Here is a 16,228-nt window from a genome sequence, read left to right as displayed (position 1 = left end):
GAGCCTAGGGCTTGCGAAGGTCCCTGTGCACGTCGGTGGCGACGAATTTGTGGATCGTTTGAGGAATCGGGAACAAGCCGGGCCGGGCGGAAGTTGAATTCCGCCCGGCCCGGCCGGAGTTATTGCCGACGGCCTTTCAGGCGCGGTGCACCGTGATCGTCGTCCAGGCTCCGATGTGGATCCGGTCGCCGTCGTTCAGCGGCACGGCGGTGTGCGGGGCGATCGGCTCCGCGCCGCCGTTCACGGTGGTGCCGTTGGTCGAGTCCTGGTCCACCAGGACCCAGCTGCCGTCCGCCTGTTCGGCGAGCATCGCGTGCTGGTGCGAGGCGCCCGGGTCCTCCGGCGGCACCGACAGGTCGATCTCCGGCACGGTGCCGCGGTGCTGGCTGCGCCGCCCGATCCGCAGCTGGCCGCGGCCGGTCAGCGGGATGCGCCGCTCGGGGCAGTACGGCGGGAAGAACAGGCCGGCCGCCTCGGGGCCGCTGCGGGCCATCATCTCGGTGAAGTACTCGCGGTCGGCCGAGACCACCGCGATCCAGTTGGCCCGGAGCGGCTTCGCGGGGGCGGCCGTCGGTTGCGGCTGCTGGGGTTGCTGCGGCTGCTGCTGATGCGGCGGGGCGAGGTGGAACGAGGTGCCGAAGTCGCCGCCGCGGTTGTTCGGTCCGGGGGGCTCGGCGTACACCGGGCCGGAGTCCTCGCGGACGGGGGCCTCGGGGAACGCGCCCTCCGGCGTGGGCCCCTCCTGCCCGTTGGCGGGCAGGGAGGGAGGGTAGCCGTAGGTGTGCGCGGGCGCGGGGGCCTGCTGCGGGTGCTGGGTGTGCTGCGGCTGCGGCTGCTGCGGGAGGGGCGGTTGGCCGTACGGCGGTTGGCCGAACGGCGGCTGGCCGAACGGCGGCTGGGTGGCCGGCGCGCCGCCGTACGCCGCCGGGATGTTCAGCGGCGGCTGGCGGCGCGAGGGGGTGGAGAGCTCGTAGTCGTACCCGCACTCCTCGCAGAACCGTCCGGTCTGCGGGCTGCGGCAGATCGGGCAGACCGTCAGGCCCTCGGTCAGGTTGGGGTGGCCCTGGGCCGGTGGCGGCGGCATCGCGCCGGGCTGCGGCGGGACGCTCCCCGGCGGCATCGGCGGAGGCGACAGCGGCGCGCCGTAGGGCGTGCCGCGGTGGTCCGGGTGCCTGGACTGCTCGAACGAGTCGGGTGCCTCGGGCGAGGCGGGTGCCCCGGGCACCGGGTGGGAGCCGTACGCCCCCGGGTGGGCCCCGTGGGCCCCGTGGGCTCCCGGGTGGGCTCCGGGCGGCGTCGGGGCCGGCGGAGTCATCGGGAAGCCGCAGAAGTCGCACCAGTCCTCGGCCTGCGACTCGTGGCCCCTCGGGCAGATCGGCATCAGTTCCCCCTCACATCGAGCCGGCTTGGGGCGGCGTCGCACCGGGTCGTCGGCCCGGTCACGTCTTCAGCGGTCACTTCTTCACACGCACCGTCTTGGTCGACCGGGTCTCAAGGGTCATCGAGTCGGCCTCGCTCACGTTCTTACGGAACCGAACCGTACCCTCCTTCGGGTCCACCACGTCCACCACCTTCTGCAGCAGTTTGTAGGTGCCCTCGTTGCCGGTCGCGTGCGCGATCCGGACGGCGGCGCCCAGCTTGGACGTGGCGGTGTCGACGTCCCCGGCCCGGTGGGCCTCCAGGCCCTCCTGGATGGAGGAGGCCAGCTCGGCCTGCCCGGTGTAGTGGGCGACCTGCGGGCTGATCCGGGTGGAGGAGGCCAGGTCGTCGGTCCACACCGCCTTGACCAGGCCCTGGGAGAGCACCTCGGGGGTGCCGCTGCCGACCTGCGGGGGCAGCACCAGGCTGATCCGGGCGGCGAGCATCTCGTTGCCGATGGAGGCGGCCGGGACCTCGACGCAGACGTGGTAGTCGCGGCTCTCGTCGCCCCAGGAGCCGGTGGGGTAGTCGCCGGCCCGGGGGCCGGCCTCGGCGCGCCGGGCGGTGAGGTCCTCGACCGCGGGGGCGACCTGCTTGACGAACTTGACCGCGGCGTTGGCCGGGGTCCAGATCCGCAGCGCGACGTCGGCGACCTGCTTGCCCATGGCGCCGGCCATCATCGAGCGGAAGTCCTCGGCCAGGCCGGAGGGTTCGGCGACGATGTCGACGGTGCCGAGCAGCGCCGAGGAGATCTTGCGCAGCTCGTCGATCCGCCAGTCGGTGCCGACGCCGCGGCAGTCGGCGGTGAAGTGTCCGGTGACCCGCTCGATGGCGCGTTCCAGGTCGACCGCCGACTCGTGCTCGTTGTTGCCGTCGGTGAGCAGGACGGCGTGCCGGATGGCGATGTCGCGGCGGGTCAGGAAGAGCTTGTCGGCCTTGGCCAGCCAGGTGCCCATCGCGGTGCCGCCGGCGGCGGTGAGGCGGCGCAGGGACTCCTTGGCGTGGCCGCGGGTGGTGGCGGAGGCGGTGGCGAGGGTGCCGTCGCCGGGGTAGATGTCGCGGGCCTCGTGGGTGCCGGCGACCACGGCGAAGGCGGTGCCGTCGCGCAGCGCGTCGATGGCGGCGGCGGTGGCCTCGCGGGCGCCGTTGATCTTGGTCTTGGGGTAGTCCATCGAGCCCGAGCAGTCCACCAGGATCACCACGGCCGCGGCGGTGTCGGCGCTCTGCGGGCCGCCCGCGTCGGCGATGCCGAGCGGGCGGCCGCCGGAGGTGCCGCCGCCGGTCGCGGTGACCGTGACGATGGCGTTGACCTCGCGGGCGCCGTCGGCAAGGTACTCGTTCTGGAAGATCTCCACGTCGAACCTGGGCAGGTTCGGCTTCGCCAGTGTTGCCATGGGCCGGTGGCTCCCGTCGGAAGGGTCGTCGGTACGGATCGGTCGGTGGGGGCCGGCCGCGTCGGGGGCGGGCCGGCGGGCCGGGTGACCGCCGGGGTCGGCCCCGGGCGGGCGGCGTCCGGTCAGGCCGTCGGCGGGTGCGGCGGCTGCGGGGGGACGGTGGGTGCGGCGGGAGCGGTGGGCGGTGCGGGGGGCGCCGGCGGGGCGGCGGGGGGCAGCGGGGCGGCGGGGGAGCCGATCACCGGGAGGTCCGGCAGGGTCGGCTCGTAGTCCTCGTCCTCCTCGGCGGCGCGCCTGGCACCCGCCGCGGTGATCAGCGGCAGGTCGAGCGCGGTGGCGGTCCGGGGGTCGTCCTCGTCCTCGCCCTGGTCCTCGGCACCGGCACCGGCACCGGCACCGACGCCGGCAGCGGCGCCCGCGGCCGGCGGGTCGATCGGCAGGACGGCGACGGTGATGTTGTCGTGGCCGCCGGCGGCGATCGCGAACTTCACCAGGGTCTGTGCCGCCGCGAGCGGTTCGGTGCGGGCGTCCGGCCGGACGAAGTACGCCAGGTCGGTGGCGGCCTCGGCGTAGTTCCACAGCCCGTCGGTGCAGATCAGCAGCACCCCGGGGACGTGCGGCGTGAAGTCGAGGGTGTGCGGGACGACCTCCTCGGCGTCGGCGCCGAGCCACCCGGTGATCGCGTGGGCGCGCGGGTCGGCGTACGCCTCGGCCTCGCTCATCAGCCCGGCCTCGACCATCCGGGCCGCCCAGGAGTCGTCCTGGGTGAGCCGGAAGGGCTCGGCGCCGGCGCGGTCGTCCGGGATCCAGTAGGCGCGGGTGTCGCCGACCCAGCCGATGGTGATCCGGCCGCCGGAGGCTATGGCGCTGACGTAGGTGCAGGCGGGCGCGTTGAGGTCGGGCCGGGCGGGCCCGGGGCCGGCCTGGGCGAGGTCGGCGACGGCCCCGGCGGCGTCGGCGATGGCCTGGCGCATGGCGGCGGTGGGTTCGCGGCCCGCCTCCAGGGCGCTCAGCAGCGACTCGGAGGCGGCGTCGACGGCGGTCTCGGAGGCCTCGTCCGGCCGGTCGGAGGAGGAGACGCCGTCGCAGACCACGGCGACCACGACCGGCTCGCCGCCGGGCAGCGAGGTGGCGGCGATGGTGAAGGAGTCCTCGTTGCGGTGGTGGCGCACGCCGCGGTCGCTGACCCCGGCGACGCCCGCGAGGGACTTCTCCATGTGGTCGCGCGGGCGGGGCTGGGCGCCGCCGCACGCCTCGCAGTAGCCGTCCGCGGTGACCTGCGGCAGCCCGCAGTGCGCGCAGACCGGCCCGTGCTGGGGCGGGACGCCCTCGGCCCGGGCGGTGGCCCAGTTCGCGGGCATCGCGCCCGGGGCGGTCCGGCCGTCCCGGCTGGCGCCGCAGGCGCCGCAGTAGGCGTCCTCCGGCTCCAGCGGTTCGGAACAGCTCGGGCACACGGTCTGCTGCGGCATCGGCTACACCCACGTCCTGGGGCGGGCGCGGTTGGCCCGCTCCACCATCTCGATCCTGGTCTCGGCCCGGTCGGCCAACCGGGCGAGTACCCGGTAGGACTGTTCCAGGGCGAAGCGCAGTTCCCGCTCCACCGCAGGTCGTCCCAGCACCGTGGTGCCGCCGCCCTGCTGGGCGCCGGTCGAGCCCGCGGTGACCCAGCCGAGGGCGGCGCCGAGCAGTTCGACGGCCAGTTCCTCGCGGCGGCGGTCGTCCAGGCGCAGCGCGGTCAGCTGGTCGGAGCTGGCGCCGAGGTCGGCGGCGAGCGGGTCGGTGGCGGGCCGTTCGCGCAGCCGGGCGCGGACGGCCGCGATCCGGGCGGCGGTGTACTGGTTGGAGGTGGCCGGGACGGACTCCAGGACGCGGACGGCACCGGGCCGGTCGTCCTCGGCCAGCCGGACCCGGGCGAGCCCGAAGGCGGCGCTGAGGTAGGCCGGGTCGGTGGTCCAGACCAGTCGGTAGAACTCGGCGGCGTCGCCGCCGTCGCCGAGGAGCTCGGCGCAGATGGCGAGGGCCAGTTTGGGGGCGGCCTCGCCGGGGAAGGCGTCGTAGACCGCGTCGAAGGCCTCGGCGGCGGCGCGCAGCCCGGCCTCGTCGGGCGAAGCCGGGCCGTCCGGGCCGTCCGGCCCGTGCACGGCGCCGACCAGGGCGATCGAGCTGCCAGGGCCGTCCGAGCCGTGCAGCCCGTGCACGGCGCCGACCAGGGCGACCAGGCCGCGGTACCAGACGACCCGCCAGTCGTCCGGGTACTCCCGTTCCAGGGCGTCGAGGGCCTCCTCGGCGGCGGCGCGGCGGCCGAGTTCGAGGTGGGCGCGCAGTTCGCGCAGCCGCCGTTCGATGGAGAGGGCGGGCGCGCCGGACAGGGCGGCGAGCGCCTCCTCGGGGTCGGTGGCGAGCAGGGTGGCGAGGAAGCCGGCGTTGGGGTCGCCGGGGTCGACGCGCGGGACGGGCAGCGCGAGGGCGGCGGCGGCCGGGTCGAGGGCGGTCACCAGGAGCTGTCCGGGCTGCTCGGTGGGCATGACCAACTCGGTGTCCACGACGCGTAGTTCGGGGCCAAAGAGGGTGGACAGGGCGGGCCGGGCCCGGCCGTCCTGGAGGGCGAGGATCTCGCGCAGCACGCCGGTGAGCTGGTCGGCCATCTCGTCGGCGGAGGAGAACCTGCGGGCCGGGTCCGGGTCGGTGGCGCGGACCAGGAAGCGGTAGTACGACTCGTAGCGGGCGAAGACCTCGACGTCCTCGGGGCCGGGCAGGGTGTCCCGGTAGGTGGTGCTGTAGCCCTGGAAGTCGAAGGTGAGCACCGCGAGGGTGCGGGCCACGGTGTAGAGGTCGGAGGCGGGGGAGGGGCCGTGGGTGGCGATCTCCGGGGCCTGGTAGCCGACGGTGCCGTAGATCGGGCCGTCGTGGTCGAGGCGGCAGACGGCGCCCATGTCGATGATCTTGAGCGTGTCGCCGCTCTGGATCACGTTGTCGATCTTGAAGTCGCAGTAGATCAGGCCCCGGCTGTGCAGGTACCCGAGCGCGGGCAGTGCCTCCAGCGCGTACGCGATCGCCTGCTCGACGGGCAGCGGCTCGCGCCGGCCGTCCGGGGTGCGGCGGTCGTTGGCGATGTCCTTGAGCGACTTGCCGCCGACGTACTCCATCACGATGTAGCCGTCGGTGGAGCCGGAGCCGACGTCCAGGTGCTCGGCGAAGTTGATGATCCGGACGATGTTCGGGTGGTCCACCTCGGCCAGGAAGCGGCGCTCGGCGACGGCCACGGCGAGCGCGTCCTCGTCCCCGGTGTCCAGCAGGCCCTTCAGGACCACCCACTTGTCGTTGACCCGCCGGTCGATCGCCAGGTAGATCCAGCCGAGGCCGCCGTGCGCCAGGCAGCCCACCACCTCGTACTGCCCGCCGACCAGGTCGCCGCGGCGCAGTTTGGGCGTGAACGAGTACGGCGTGCCGCACTTGGTGCAGAAGCCGTCCGGGCGGCCCGGCCGGCCGTTCTTCTCCCGGCCGACCGGGGTCTCGCACTTGGAGCAGAACCGCTTGCGCTCCGGGACCTCCGGGTTCTCCAGCACCGCCAGCGACGGATCGGCCGTCTCGACGGTCGGCACCGTCACCAGGCCGGCGCCCAGCCGGTTGCGGGTGCCCGCGCTGACGCTGCCGCGGGTGCTGCGCACCGAGACCGAGCGGCTGCTGCCGGTGCGGGTCGAGCGGTGCGAGCGGGAGCGGCCGGACATCGAGCGGGCCGAGCCGGTGCGGGTCGAGCGGATCGAGCCGCTGCGCGCCGAGTCGGTGGAGAGCCGGGAGGACGGGACGTAGGGCTGGGTGACGCCGGTGTCGCCGCCGGGCGGGGTGAGGCCGCACTCGTCGCAGTAGCCGTCGGCGTCGATGGTGCCGGAGCAGTCCCTCGGGCAGGGCGCGCCGGGGCCGGCGGCCGGCGCCCCGGTGGCCTTGGAGGCCCCGGAAGCCCCGGAAGCCTTGGAGGACACCGCGGCCGGGGCGAGCCCGCACTCGTCGCAGTAGCCGTCCGCGTCGATCCTGCCGTTGCCGGAGCACTCCGGCCGTACGCACGTCCCGCCCATCAACCTCAGCCCCCCTGGACCTGTCCGTCGACCGGCGTCTGGCCGGTCGTCTCCTGTGCGGCCTCGGCCTGCGCCGGCCGCAGCGACTGCTGGAAGCGGGCCACCGCGGCGGCCGCCGCCCGCAGGTCGCAGGGCGCGCTCCACAGCAGCCAGCGCGCCTTCTCGTACCGCTCGATCACTTCCGGGTCCTCGGAGACCCGCAGCCGGGCGGCCATCGCCTTGTACGCGTCCAGCCGGCCGCGCAGTTCGGCTCGGACGGCCAGCGGCTGGGTCACCTCGGTGAGCGACTGCCGGGCCCGGGCCAGCTCCTTGGCGGCGGCGTCCTCCAGCGTGTCCAGCAGCGGCGCCAACCGGCCCCACTGGCCGCCCTGGCGCAACTCCAGTGCCGTCACGATCCGTTCGCGCAGCGCCGAGGCAGGCCCGGGCACCGCCGGGACGTCGCTGGAGGCTATCTTCGCCAGCACCTCGCCGCGCGCCCGGCGGGCCTCGGCCAGGGTGGCGTCGGCCCGCTGGAGCAGGTCGCCGACGCCCTGGAGGCGCTCCTCGGCGTCGTCGCGCAGCCGCAGCAGGTTCTCCAGTTCCAGCCGGACGCCGTCCAGCGCCCGCCCGGCCCGGTCGAACCGCTCGGTGTCCACCACCCCGGCGGGGGTGGCGAAGGCGCCGCCCTCCGGCACGGTGCCGCGCTGGGCGGGCACCCGGGCCGGGCGCCACAGCGCCAGCGGGTCCTCGCGCACCTCGGCGCGCAGCCCGGTGAGGTCGGCGTCCAGCCCGGCCAGGTCGTCGGCGAGCGGGTGGCCGCCGGCCCGCACGCCGAGCGAGGCGGCGAGGTTGCCCACCCGGTGGAGTTCGGCCAGCAGCAGGTCGATCCGGGCCGGCAGCGCCGACCAGACCGCGTCGGCGGCGCTGACCACCTCCAGCACGGTGGCGTACCAGGAGTTCATCCGGGTCATCAGCGTGTCCAGGCTGATCCGCTCGACCAGCCGGGCGGGCGCGCCGAGCAGCTGCGGGCCGTCCGGCAGCGCGCCGCCGGGGACGGTCACCGCGTCGCCGGTGAGCAGTTCGCTCAGCTCGGCGAGTTCGGGCGCGCCGGGCTTGGCCTTGCGGGCCCGTACCGCGCGCGCCGAGGCCAGTGCCTCCGCGTAGCGGTCGAACAGCGCCCAGAGCAGCGGCAGGCCCTTCCCGGCGACGGACCAGCGCTCCAGCGTGCGCCCGGCCAGTTCGGCGCCGTCGAGCAGCCGCAGGCCCGGATGGTCCTGGAGGGCGAGCAGCGCCGACTCGACCGCGTCCCGCTCCGCGCCGAGGCGCGCCAGCGCGCGGTCCACCTCCTCCCGGCTCAGTACCGGGCCAGCCGAAGCCGCCAACGCCGTGTCCTTCCTTCCTCGCGTGCGATCCCGACGTACCTGACGTGCGATCCCACGACATCCCCCGTGCCCACCACCGGTCTCCCCGTGGTGATCGTCCCGAACCCTAGCCGGTGGCCGTTCGGGCGGAGCGGGCGGTGGGCGTCAAGACCGCGTCAACGGCCTGCTGACGCCCGTGCGCCGCCCGGTGCGTCAGCGGGCCGGCCAGTACAGGCCGGGGTCCTTGGAGTTCTCGGGCAGGTAGGGCTGGACCCACTGCTCGAACGACTTCTGCCAGCCCTTGTCCTTGTCCGCGTAGTAGTCGGAGATCACCTGGTTGACCCGGGCGGTGAGGTCGGTGCTGTTCTGGCGCATCGCGACACCGATCGTCTCCGGCTGTTCGAAGCCGTCCACCACCTTCACCGTCTGGTCCTGCGCGGCCTGGCCGACCGCCAGTTCGTCGTCGGTCATGGTGGCGTCGACCTTGCCGAGCTGCATGCGGACCAGGCAGTCGAGCTGGTTGGTCACCAGGACGAGCTGCTTGGCGCTCTTCTTCGCGTTCAGCACGTCCTTGGCCACCGAGCCGTCCGCGGCGCAGACCGTCCTGCCGTTGATCGCCTCGTCGAGGTTCCTGGCCGTGGACGACCGGGGCACCAGGACCCGCTGCTTGATGTTGAAGTACGACCGGGAGAAGGCGACCTTCTTCAGGTTGGCGCAGCTGATCGTCATGGTGCGGACGATCAGGTCGACCTGGTTGCCCGTGAGGGCGTCGACCCGGCCGGCGGTCGACACCGGCTTGAGCACCACCTTGGCCGGGTCGCCCATGACGGCCGCGCCGATCGCCCTCGCGAGGTCGATGTCGAAGCCTTCGAGCTCACCGGTGTTCGGGTTGCGGGCGCCCCAGCGGTAGCTGTTCTGGTCCACGCCGATGATCAGGGTGCCCTTGGCCTTGATGGCCTTCACCGCCGGGCCGTCCACGGTGCTCGGCGGCACGGTGCTGGTCAGGTCGCAGGACTCGGCCTGGTCCTGCCCGGCCTGTTCCTGCCCGGTCGACCGGACGGCCTGCGGTGCGCCCGTGGCGGACGCGGGCGCGGCGCCGGACGGCCCGCCCCCGCCGAGCACGGCCGCGCCGGCGGCCAGCAGCGCCAGCACGGCGGCCGACCTGGTGCCTGCGGTTCTCCTGCGCATGTGTCCGTTCCCCCCTCTACCGGTACTCGGCCAGTCGGCGGCCCAGGCCGCGCAGTGCGGCGGCTGCGGCCACCACGCCGAGCAGCGCGGCCGCGAGGGCGGCGAGCCGGAGGTCGCCCTCGGTGCCCTTGGCGGAGCGCTCGAAGTGGTCCTGCTCGGTGGTGGCGGCCTGGTCGAGCGCCTTGTCGGTGGCCTTGAAGGCGCCGTCCGCGGTGTTCGCCTCGGCGGCCGGGTCCGCCGTCACGGTCGCCTGCAGCGCGCCCTGGTAGTCGGCCTGCTGGGTCTCCAGGGTGTGCGCCGCGTCGTGCCGGGTGCGCCACGTCCCGTACTGCCGGTCGGCCTCGCCGATCTGCTGCCGGGCGTCCGCGGGGGCCAGGTCGAGGGCCTGGCGCAGCGAGCCGGAGTGCTGCTCCATCGGGACGTTCGCGGGCTCGCCCCCGGCGAGCTGCCGGGTGATCGTCGTCCACTGGTCCGCGTACGCGGTGGTGGAGCCGCGGGCGACGAGGTTCAGGTTCTCCGCCAGCCGGGCGGAAAGCACCTGCACCCGGGCGGTGTTGAGGGCCCGCAGCGGCTGCGCGCCCTGCTTCCAGCTCTGCTGGAGCGCGGCGTTGGTGGTCAGGCCGGTGACGGCCAGCCAGAGCGCCCCGGCCAGGACGGCGGCGGTGGCCCCGAGCAGGCCGGGGTTGAACACCCGGTTGGTGCGGCGGAACAGCGTCAGCTGCACCCAGACCAGCGCGCCGAGGGTGAGCACCCCCAGGCCGTACGCGGCCCACGGGCTGGACTTCGCCTCGGCGTAGTCCTTGTCCAGCTCGTCGTTCTCGATGGCGGTCAGCTCGGCGGCGCGCGGCAGCAGGGTGCCCTGCATCTGCTCGGAGGCGTACCGCAGGTAGGCGCCGCCGAGCGGCAGGCCCAGCCGGTTGTTCGCCCGCGCGGTCTCCACCAGGCCGGCGTAGACGGGGAGTTGCTCGCTCAGCTCGGTGAGCTTCTGGTACGCGGGGGAGCCGATGGTGGTCTGCGCGGCGGCCTTGGTGATCAGGTCGGTGGCCGAGGCCAGATCGCCCTCGTAGTCGCCGCGCACGGTCTTCGTCTCCGCCCCGGCGAGCAGGAAGCCGGTGGCCGCCGTGGTGTCGGCGCGGGCCAGTAGGCGGTGGATGTCGGCCGCGTCCTTGCTCAGCGGCTGGCTGTGCTGGACCACCCGGTCGGCGGCCTCCGCCTTGGTCTCCAACTGCCAGGCGGTCAGCGCGCCGAAGGCCACGGTCAGCACCGCGAGCACCGCCCCGGCCAGTCGCAGCCGGCCCGGCGCCGTCCGGGTGGCGTTCGCCAGCCGGGCCCGCAGGCCGGACAGGCCGCGCGGCGCGGGCCCGGCCGACGGCCGCCGGGCCGGCGCGGCGCCGGGTCCGGACGCCGGGACGCCCCGGACGCCCGGCACGGCCGGCGCCGTGCCCGGCGGGCCGCTCGGCCGTGCCGGGACCACGGCGCCCGGTGCGCCGTTACCTACTGGTGTTGCCACCCGCCTCATCCTCCCCAGGGGTCGGGCCCGCTGTCCGGGGCCCGGCCGATGCCAGCAGTATGGCCGTGACTCCCCGTGGCCACACCCGAATTGCGCCGATCTTGAGCTTGCCCCGCACGTGCCCCGCACGGGTCCCGCACGCCTCCGGGGCCCCCGCCGCCCGGCGGCCGGCGGTGAACCGTCCGACGCGGGATGCACCCTATGCGGTTCCTCGGACAGGCCGGAGCGGCGAGGTCCGGTTGCCGCGTCGGCGCGCGGGGAGCCGAGGACGGACCCCAGGACCGGCGGCGGGGGCGGTCCCGCCGTGACGCCACCGGCCCCGGCTCGGTCGGTGCACCCGGTTTCGGCGGACACCCTCCGTACGATGGGCGGCATGCGCCTGCTTGGAACGATCACGCCCGACCGCCCGCTGCTCGTCGTCGCCGTGCGCGAGGAAGCCGCCCACCTCGACGACCGGCTGCCCGTCCTGCTCACCGGAATAGGGAAGATCAACGCCACCGCCGCGCTGGCCACCGTCCTCGCCCGGGGCGAGAAGCCGTCCGAGGTGATCAACCTCGGCACGGCCGGCGCGCTGCGCCCCGGCTGGGAGGGCACCCACCACGTCGTCCAGGTCATCCAGCACGACCTCGACACCCCGGCCCTGCTGGCGCTCACCGGCCGCAGCTACGGCGCCCCGCTGGTGGTCGGCAAGGGCGACGGGCCGGTGCTGGCCACCGGCGACCTCTTCGTCTCCGACCCGGCGGCCCGCGACCGGCTCGCCGAGCACGCCGACCTGGTCGACATGGAGGGCTACGCCGTCGCCGCCGTCGCCCACCGCTTCGGGGTGCCGGTGCGCCTGGTCAAGCACGTCAGCGACGAGGCCGGCGAGGGCGCGAGCCACACCTGGCGCGAGTCGGTCGACGCCTGCGCCCGCCACCTCGCCGACTGGGTCGTCGCGCAGGGCTGGTGACGGCGCGTCCCGGGGACGCGCGGCGCCGACCGGCGCGGGCGGGTGAGAGGGCGGTCGGCCTCCCTCTCGCCCGCCCGCGTTCAGTCGCGGAACCTCGCCCGCCAGGTTCAGCCGCGGACCGTCGCCCGCCGCCTTCAGCCGCGGAACGCCGAGAGGTCCAGCGCCGCCAGCCGCTCCGGATCGGTGAGCACCTCGATCGCCGCGATCGCGCCGTCCACCACGGTGAACGCCATGACCGACAGCGGCCGCCCGCCCTCGCCGATCGCCACCGCGCCCGCGGCGCCGTTGACCAGCGCCGGGCGGGCGAACGGCGACAGCCCGCCCCACAGCACCGGCTGGTCGGCCACGGCGGTCGCGCCCGCCAGCACCACCGGGTGCCCGGACCGCACCGCGCCGCCGTCCGAGCGCAGCACCACGCCCGGGGCGAGCACGGCCACCAGCGCGCCCAGGTCGCCGGCGCGGGCGGCCGCGAAGAAGCCGTCCACGGCGGCCCGCTGACGGCCCGGGTCCGGGTCGGGCGCCGGTGCCTGGTCCTGAACCCGGCGGCGGGCCCGGTCGGCCAGCTGGTGGGTCGTGGCCGCCGTCCGCTCGATCAGCGGGGCGATCTCGGCGAACGGCACCGCGAACAGGTCGTGCAGCACGAAGGCGACCCGCTCGGCCGGGGCCAGCGACTCCAGTACCACCATCAGCGCCAGGCCCACCGAGTCCCCGAGCAGCACCTCCTGCCCGGGGTCGGCCACGCCCTCGCGCCGCAGCAGCGGGTCCGGGATGCGCGTCGGGCCCGGCTCACCGGCCTCGGCCTCCGGCGGCTCCTCGCGGCGCAGCTCCCGGCCGCGCAGCAGGTTGAGGCAGACCCGCGAGACCACCGTGGTCAGCCAGCCGGGGAGGTTCTGCACGTCGGAGGCGTCGGTGCGGTCGTAGCGCAGCCAGGCCTCGTGGACGGCCTCCTCGGCCTCGCTCACCGAGCCGAGCATCCGGTACGCCACGGCCCGCAGCCGGGGCCGCTGCGCCTCGAACAGTGCGGCCCGCTCGTCCGGAGGTAATTTCTCGTCCACCGTGTCACATTCCTTCGCCGCTGGGGGTCAGAGCAACAGGAGCCACCCAACAACGGCTGCGCCGTGGAGATCAACTCCCCACCCGGGGCGAGTCGGAGACGAGGGCTGGCGAACACCCCCGATCGGCTGCCGTCGTGGGTGTCACCGCCGAGTTCTAGGCTGGCCGCCATGCCGACGACCCCGCTGCTCGACGCGATCCGCGCCAACCCCGCCGCCCTCGACTACCTGGCCTGGCCGGGCGACCTCAGCCTCGACCACTACCCGCACGTCGAGGAGGTGGTGCTCGCCTCCGGCGAGGCCCTGGAGCCGGTGGCCAAGGACGGCGCGGGCGGCACCTTCTTCCTGTGCGGGGAGGGCGGCGAGGAGCGTCCCGTCCTGTACGCCGACTCGGAGGGCGGCGCGGCGGTGCTGGCCGTCGGGCTGCCGGAGCTGGTCCGGCTGCTGCTGGCCGTGCCGTGGTGGCGGGACTGCCCGCGGCTGACGGTGGAGGAGAGCGCGGAGGCCGCGGAGGAGTACCTGGAGGACGAGCCCGGCCTGTACGCGGAGCGGGACGCGGCCGCCGCCGCACTCGGCCTCGAAGTCCCGGGCGTGGCAGCGGCGTTGGCCCGGCTGCGGGAGGTCGCGGTCGGACTCGGGCCCGCGTACGTCCTGCTCAACGCCGAGGAGGGCGGCGCGTACGAGCCGTTGTTCCGGGCCTGAGCGGGTGGTCGTGCGGGTGGTCGTGCGGGCGGGTGGCATCAGCTATCCGGCCCCGGGCATACATGAAGGGTTGTCCGGCATCGGGTCGTGACGGCGGGAGACCGGCCCCGGATCCGACCGGGGGCGGCACGAGGAAAGAGGCGATCGTGGGCGAACTGGACGGCAGGACGGCACTGGTGACGGGCGGCTCGCGCGGGATCGGGCGGGCGGTGGCACAGCGGCTCGCCGCCGACGGGGCGCTGGTCGCGGTCCACTACGGCGGCAACGAGGCGGCCGCCGCGGAGACCGTGGAGCTGATCGCCAAGGCAGGCGGCCGGGCGTTCGCGGTGCGGGCCCGGTTCGGCGAGAACGGCGCGCTGGACCAGCTGTTCGAGGGCCTCGCCTCCGGGCTGGCGGAGCACGGCGAGCCCGGTGGGGACGGCGGGGCAGGCCTGGACATCCTGGTCAACAACGCGGGCATCCACCTGGCCGGGTCGATCGGGCAGCTCACGGAGGAGGAGTTCGACCGGTTGATGGCGATCAACGTGCGCACGCCGATCTTCGTGATCCAGCGGGCGATTCCGCTGCTGCGGGACGGCGGGCGGATCGTCAACGTGGCCTCGGCGGCCACCCGGATCGGCTCCCCGGTGCAGATCGGCTACACCGTCAGCAAGACGGCGCTGGTGGCCCTCGCCGCACCGCTCGCCAACGAGCTCGGCCGGCGCGGGATCACCGTGAACACCGTCAACCCCGGCGTGATCCTCACCGACATGACGTCCCAGTGGACGGGCGTCCCCGAGGCGATGGCCGGGCTCGAATCGATCACCGCACTCGGCCGGATCGGCCAGCCGGAGGACGTCGCGGACGTGGTGGGCTTCCTGGCGGGCCCGCAGGGCCGCTGGGTGACCGGCCAGACCATCGACGCCTCCGGCGGCACCTTCCTCGGTCCGATCCCGCCCGCGTAATCCCTCTGGGTGTCGAAAGGTCGGCGGGGTGGCAGCCCTCAGCGCCGCCACCCCGTTCGCTTCTCGGCACGGAAGGTGGGGTTCATTGAGCCAAACCCCACCTTGGGGTGATGTGTTGAGGCAGCGTCAGAACGCCGACGGGGGCTGAAGGAGCAGATCGAGGACGGACGTCCAGTGCTCGTCGGGTGCGGTGACGATCACGTAGCCCTCCTGACCGGGGAGGCGGGGGATCAGGGCGCTGCGGCAGCCGTGGCTGTGGTGGATCTCGACGGGGACGGGCTCGCCGTCCAGGCGGATCTCGCCGGCGCTGATGGATTCGGGGTCGAGCGGGCCCAGGTGGTGGCGCGGGTCGATGCGGCCGGAGTTGCCGAGGAAGTTGAAGAGCTGTGATCCGGGGGTGGTCAGGGACTTCACCCGGAAGCCGTCGGGGACGGGCCGGGAGGTCTGGACGATCGCGATGAGCTCGCGTTTCAGGTGGTAGTTCAGATCGACGTGGCAGAGGTAGCCGTCGCTGCCCATCCGCCCGAGGAGGACGAACCACTCGGGCGGCGCGTCGCGCAGGACGGCGATCCGCCCGCCCCACTCCTCGGCGGTCTCGCGGTCGGTGGGGATGTGGAACTTGCGCGGCTCGCTGCTGCGGAACACAGGGATCCCCCAACTGATCGGTGAAAAAAGGTTCTTGGGTCACCAGTAGACCCCGACATGCCCGCGCGCGAGTGAGTTCCCGCCCGGCGCCCGCCCGGGGTGGTCGTCCCATCCATCATGTTCCTCCGATCCCGTCGTCGACCTTCACGTAAGGTGCGGTCAAGCGGGCCTCCAAGTCGGGTGTCACAAGCGGATCTTGGAGGCCATGGCCACATCCGCACACCCGAAGTCCCGGCCCATCGCCCGAAAGAGCTCGGCCGCGTGGTGACCGAACGGAGCCCAAGCGCCATGTCGGATATAACCTCCGCCAGCCCCGGCCCTCGTGAGGTCCTGGCCCGCTACCAGCGGGCGATGCTCGACAAGTCCGCGGACGACCTGGCCGATCTCTACACGGTCGACGCCGTCCACGAGTTCCCGTTCCTCTCCCCCGGTATGCCGGCGCGCTATGAGGGACGCGAAGAGGTCCGCGCGGGCTACCGAGCGGCCTGGGGTGCCAGCCCGGCGCAACCGCAGGAGATCCGCGAAGTCGCCGTACACGAGAGCACCGACCCCGAGGTGATCACCGTCGAGCAGGTCGTCACCGGGACCGTGACCACAACCGGCCGGACCTTCAGCATTCCCGGCCTCCTGGTGATCCGGGTCCGCAACGGCCGGATCGTGCACGTCCGCGACTACATGGACGGGCTCGGTGTGGCCCACGCGATGGACCGACTGGCCGCCTTGGTCACCAGCCTCAGCGACCGCCACTGAAACCCAGCGGCCAGGTGGCCAGCACCTTCGTCAGCGACGCCACGTCGTACACCGTGTCCGGGCCCGGTCGGGCGTCGCCGCACTCGGGGGCGACGACGCCGGAGGCCAGGTAGCCGGGCTCGGTGTCGTGGGTGCCGTGGGCGATGACGCCGCCGGGGACGGTGGTGTCGGCGGTCATCAGGTCCAGGCAATCGCGCAACTCGGCGAGCGCGGTCGGGTTCCACGGCACGGTGAGGGTCATGGCCGCTCCTGGTGGACAGTC

At 74.5% G+C, this 16,228-nt stretch carries 14 protein-coding genes; 4 read left to right on the top strand and 10 right to left on the bottom strand.

From position 1 onward, the window contains the following. Positions 1–136: 136 nt before the first annotated feature. From ACIOGZ_RS19630 to ACIOGZ_RS19600, 7 genes are all read right to left on the bottom strand, one after another. A complete protein-coding gene (locus ACIOGZ_RS19630) occupies positions 137–1,381 on the bottom strand; it encodes an FHA domain-containing protein (protein ID WP_400986577.1) in 1,245 nt (414 codons plus the stop codon). A gap of 73 nt (positions 1,382–1,454) precedes the next feature. After that, positions 1,455–2,813: a VWA domain-containing protein gene (locus ACIOGZ_RS19625; protein ID WP_063349411.1), complete on the bottom strand. Its 1,359-nt coding sequence runs from the start codon at positions 2,811–2,813 to the stop codon at positions 1,455–1,457. A gap of 122 nt (positions 2,814–2,935) precedes the next feature. Next, on the bottom strand, positions 2,936–4,282 hold the full coding sequence (locus ACIOGZ_RS19620; protein ID WP_400986575.1) for a protein phosphatase 2C domain-containing protein: 1,347 nt from the start codon (positions 4,280–4,282) through the stop codon (positions 2,936–2,938). 3 nt (positions 4,283–4,285) lie between these two features. Next, positions 4,286–6,886: a tetratricopeptide repeat protein gene (locus ACIOGZ_RS19615; protein WP_400986574.1), complete on the bottom strand. Its 2,601-nt coding sequence runs from the start codon at positions 6,884–6,886 to the stop codon at positions 4,286–4,288. Positions 6,887–6,891: 5 nt separating this feature from the next. After that, entirely contained in the window at positions 6,892–8,247 is a 1,356-nt protein-coding gene (locus tag ACIOGZ_RS19610) for a hypothetical protein (RefSeq protein WP_371519113.1), read from the bottom strand. Positions 8,248–8,439: 192 nt separating this feature from the next. Continuing rightward, positions 8,440–9,414: a transporter substrate-binding domain-containing protein gene (locus ACIOGZ_RS19605; protein WP_371519115.1), complete on the bottom strand. Its 975-nt coding sequence runs from the start codon at positions 9,412–9,414 to the stop codon at positions 8,440–8,442. Between the two features lie 16 nt (positions 9,415–9,430). Beyond that, positions 9,431–10,924 (bottom strand): hypothetical protein, encoded by a 1,494-nt coding sequence (locus ACIOGZ_RS19600; protein ID WP_400986572.1) that lies wholly within the window; start codon positions 10,922–10,924, stop codon positions 9,431–9,433. A gap of 373 nt (positions 10,925–11,297) precedes the next feature. Here ACIOGZ_RS19600 and ACIOGZ_RS19595 point away from each other — a divergent pair, with 373 nt between their 5' ends. Beyond that, positions 11,298–11,873, top strand: coding sequence for a nucleosidase (locus ACIOGZ_RS19595; protein WP_400986570.1), 576 nt, complete (start codon positions 11,298–11,300; stop codon positions 11,871–11,873). 134 nt (positions 11,874–12,007) lie between these two features. On the opposite strand, the gene ACIOGZ_RS19590 is transcribed toward ACIOGZ_RS19595, so the two are convergent. After that, positions 12,008–12,928 (bottom strand): sigma-70 family RNA polymerase sigma factor, encoded by a 921-nt coding sequence (locus ACIOGZ_RS19590; protein WP_400986569.1) that lies wholly within the window; start codon positions 12,926–12,928, stop codon positions 12,008–12,010. A gap of 168 nt (positions 12,929–13,096) precedes the next feature. Here ACIOGZ_RS19590 and ACIOGZ_RS19585 point away from each other — a divergent pair, with 168 nt between their 5' ends. Both ACIOGZ_RS19585 and ACIOGZ_RS19580 read left to right on the top strand, forming a co-directional pair. Beyond that, entirely contained in the window at positions 13,097–13,627 is a 531-nt protein-coding gene (locus tag ACIOGZ_RS19585; RefSeq protein WP_363618807.1) for a hypothetical protein, read from the top strand. 146 nt (positions 13,628–13,773) lie between these two features. After that, positions 13,774–14,571: an SDR family oxidoreductase gene (locus ACIOGZ_RS19580; protein WP_371519123.1), complete on the top strand. Its 798-nt coding sequence runs from the start codon at positions 13,774–13,776 to the stop codon at positions 14,569–14,571. A gap of 126 nt (positions 14,572–14,697) precedes the next feature. On the opposite strand, the gene ACIOGZ_RS19575 is transcribed toward ACIOGZ_RS19580, so the two are convergent. Further along, positions 14,698–15,216: a hypothetical protein gene (locus tag ACIOGZ_RS19575; protein WP_363588633.1), complete on the bottom strand. Its 519-nt coding sequence runs from the start codon at positions 15,214–15,216 to the stop codon at positions 14,698–14,700. A 288-nt stretch (positions 15,217–15,504) separates the two neighbouring features. Here ACIOGZ_RS19575 and ACIOGZ_RS19570 point away from each other — a divergent pair, with 288 nt between their 5' ends. Then, complete coding sequence (locus tag ACIOGZ_RS19570; protein WP_363588635.1) at positions 15,505–15,966, top strand: nuclear transport factor 2 family protein; 462 nt, start codon at positions 15,505–15,507, stop codon at positions 15,964–15,966. Here ACIOGZ_RS19570 and ACIOGZ_RS19565 read toward each other — a convergent pair. Beyond that, positions 15,950–16,207 carry a hypothetical protein gene (locus tag ACIOGZ_RS19565; protein ID WP_363588636.1) on the bottom strand — a complete coding sequence of 86 codons (258 nt, stop codon included), beginning with the start codon at positions 16,205–16,207 and terminating at the stop codon, positions 15,950–15,952. The two genes, ACIOGZ_RS19570 and ACIOGZ_RS19565, sit on opposite strands and share 17 nt — an antisense overlap. Between the last annotated feature and the right edge of the window lie 21 nt (positions 16,208–16,228).

It is taken from the genome of Kitasatospora sp. NPDC088160 (genome assembly GCF_044741445.1).
Lineage (GTDB): Bacteria > Actinomycetota > Actinomycetes > Streptomycetales > Streptomycetaceae > Kitasatospora.
This window is presented reverse-complemented; position numbering and strand designations above follow the sequence as displayed.

Excerpts from the sequence above, each read along its gene's own strand:
- ACIOGZ_RS19630 (WP_400986577.1), bottom strand. The coding sequence starts at position 1,381 with ATGCCGATCTGCCCGAGGGGCCACGAGTCGCAGGCCGAGGACTGGTGC.
- ACIOGZ_RS19625 (WP_063349411.1), bottom strand. The coding sequence starts at position 2,813 with ATGGCAACACTGGCGAAGCCGAACCTGCCCAGGTTCGACGTGGAGATC.
- ACIOGZ_RS19620 (WP_400986575.1), bottom strand. The coding sequence starts at position 4,282 with ATGCCGCAGCAGACCGTGTGCCCGAGCTGTTCCGAACCGCTGGAGCCG.
- ACIOGZ_RS19615 (WP_400986574.1), bottom strand. The coding sequence starts at position 6,886 with ATGGGCGGGACGTGCGTACGGCCGGAGTGCTCCGGCAACGGCAGGATC.
- ACIOGZ_RS19605 (WP_371519115.1), bottom strand. The coding sequence starts at position 9,414 with ATGCGCAGGAGAACCGCAGGCACCAGGTCGGCCGCCGTGCTGGCGCTG.
- ACIOGZ_RS19595 (WP_400986570.1), top strand. The coding sequence starts at position 11,298 with ATGCGCCTGCTTGGAACGATCACGCCCGACCGCCCGCTGCTCGTCGTC.
- ACIOGZ_RS19585 (WP_363618807.1), top strand. The coding sequence starts at position 13,097 with ATGCCGACGACCCCGCTGCTCGACGCGATCCGCGCCAACCCCGCCGCC.
- ACIOGZ_RS19570 (WP_363588635.1), top strand. The coding sequence starts at position 15,505 with ATGTCGGATATAACCTCCGCCAGCCCCGGCCCTCGTGAGGTCCTGGCC.
- ACIOGZ_RS19565 (WP_363588636.1), bottom strand. The coding sequence starts at position 16,207 with ATGACCCTCACCGTGCCGTGGAACCCGACCGCGCTCGCCGAGTTGCGC.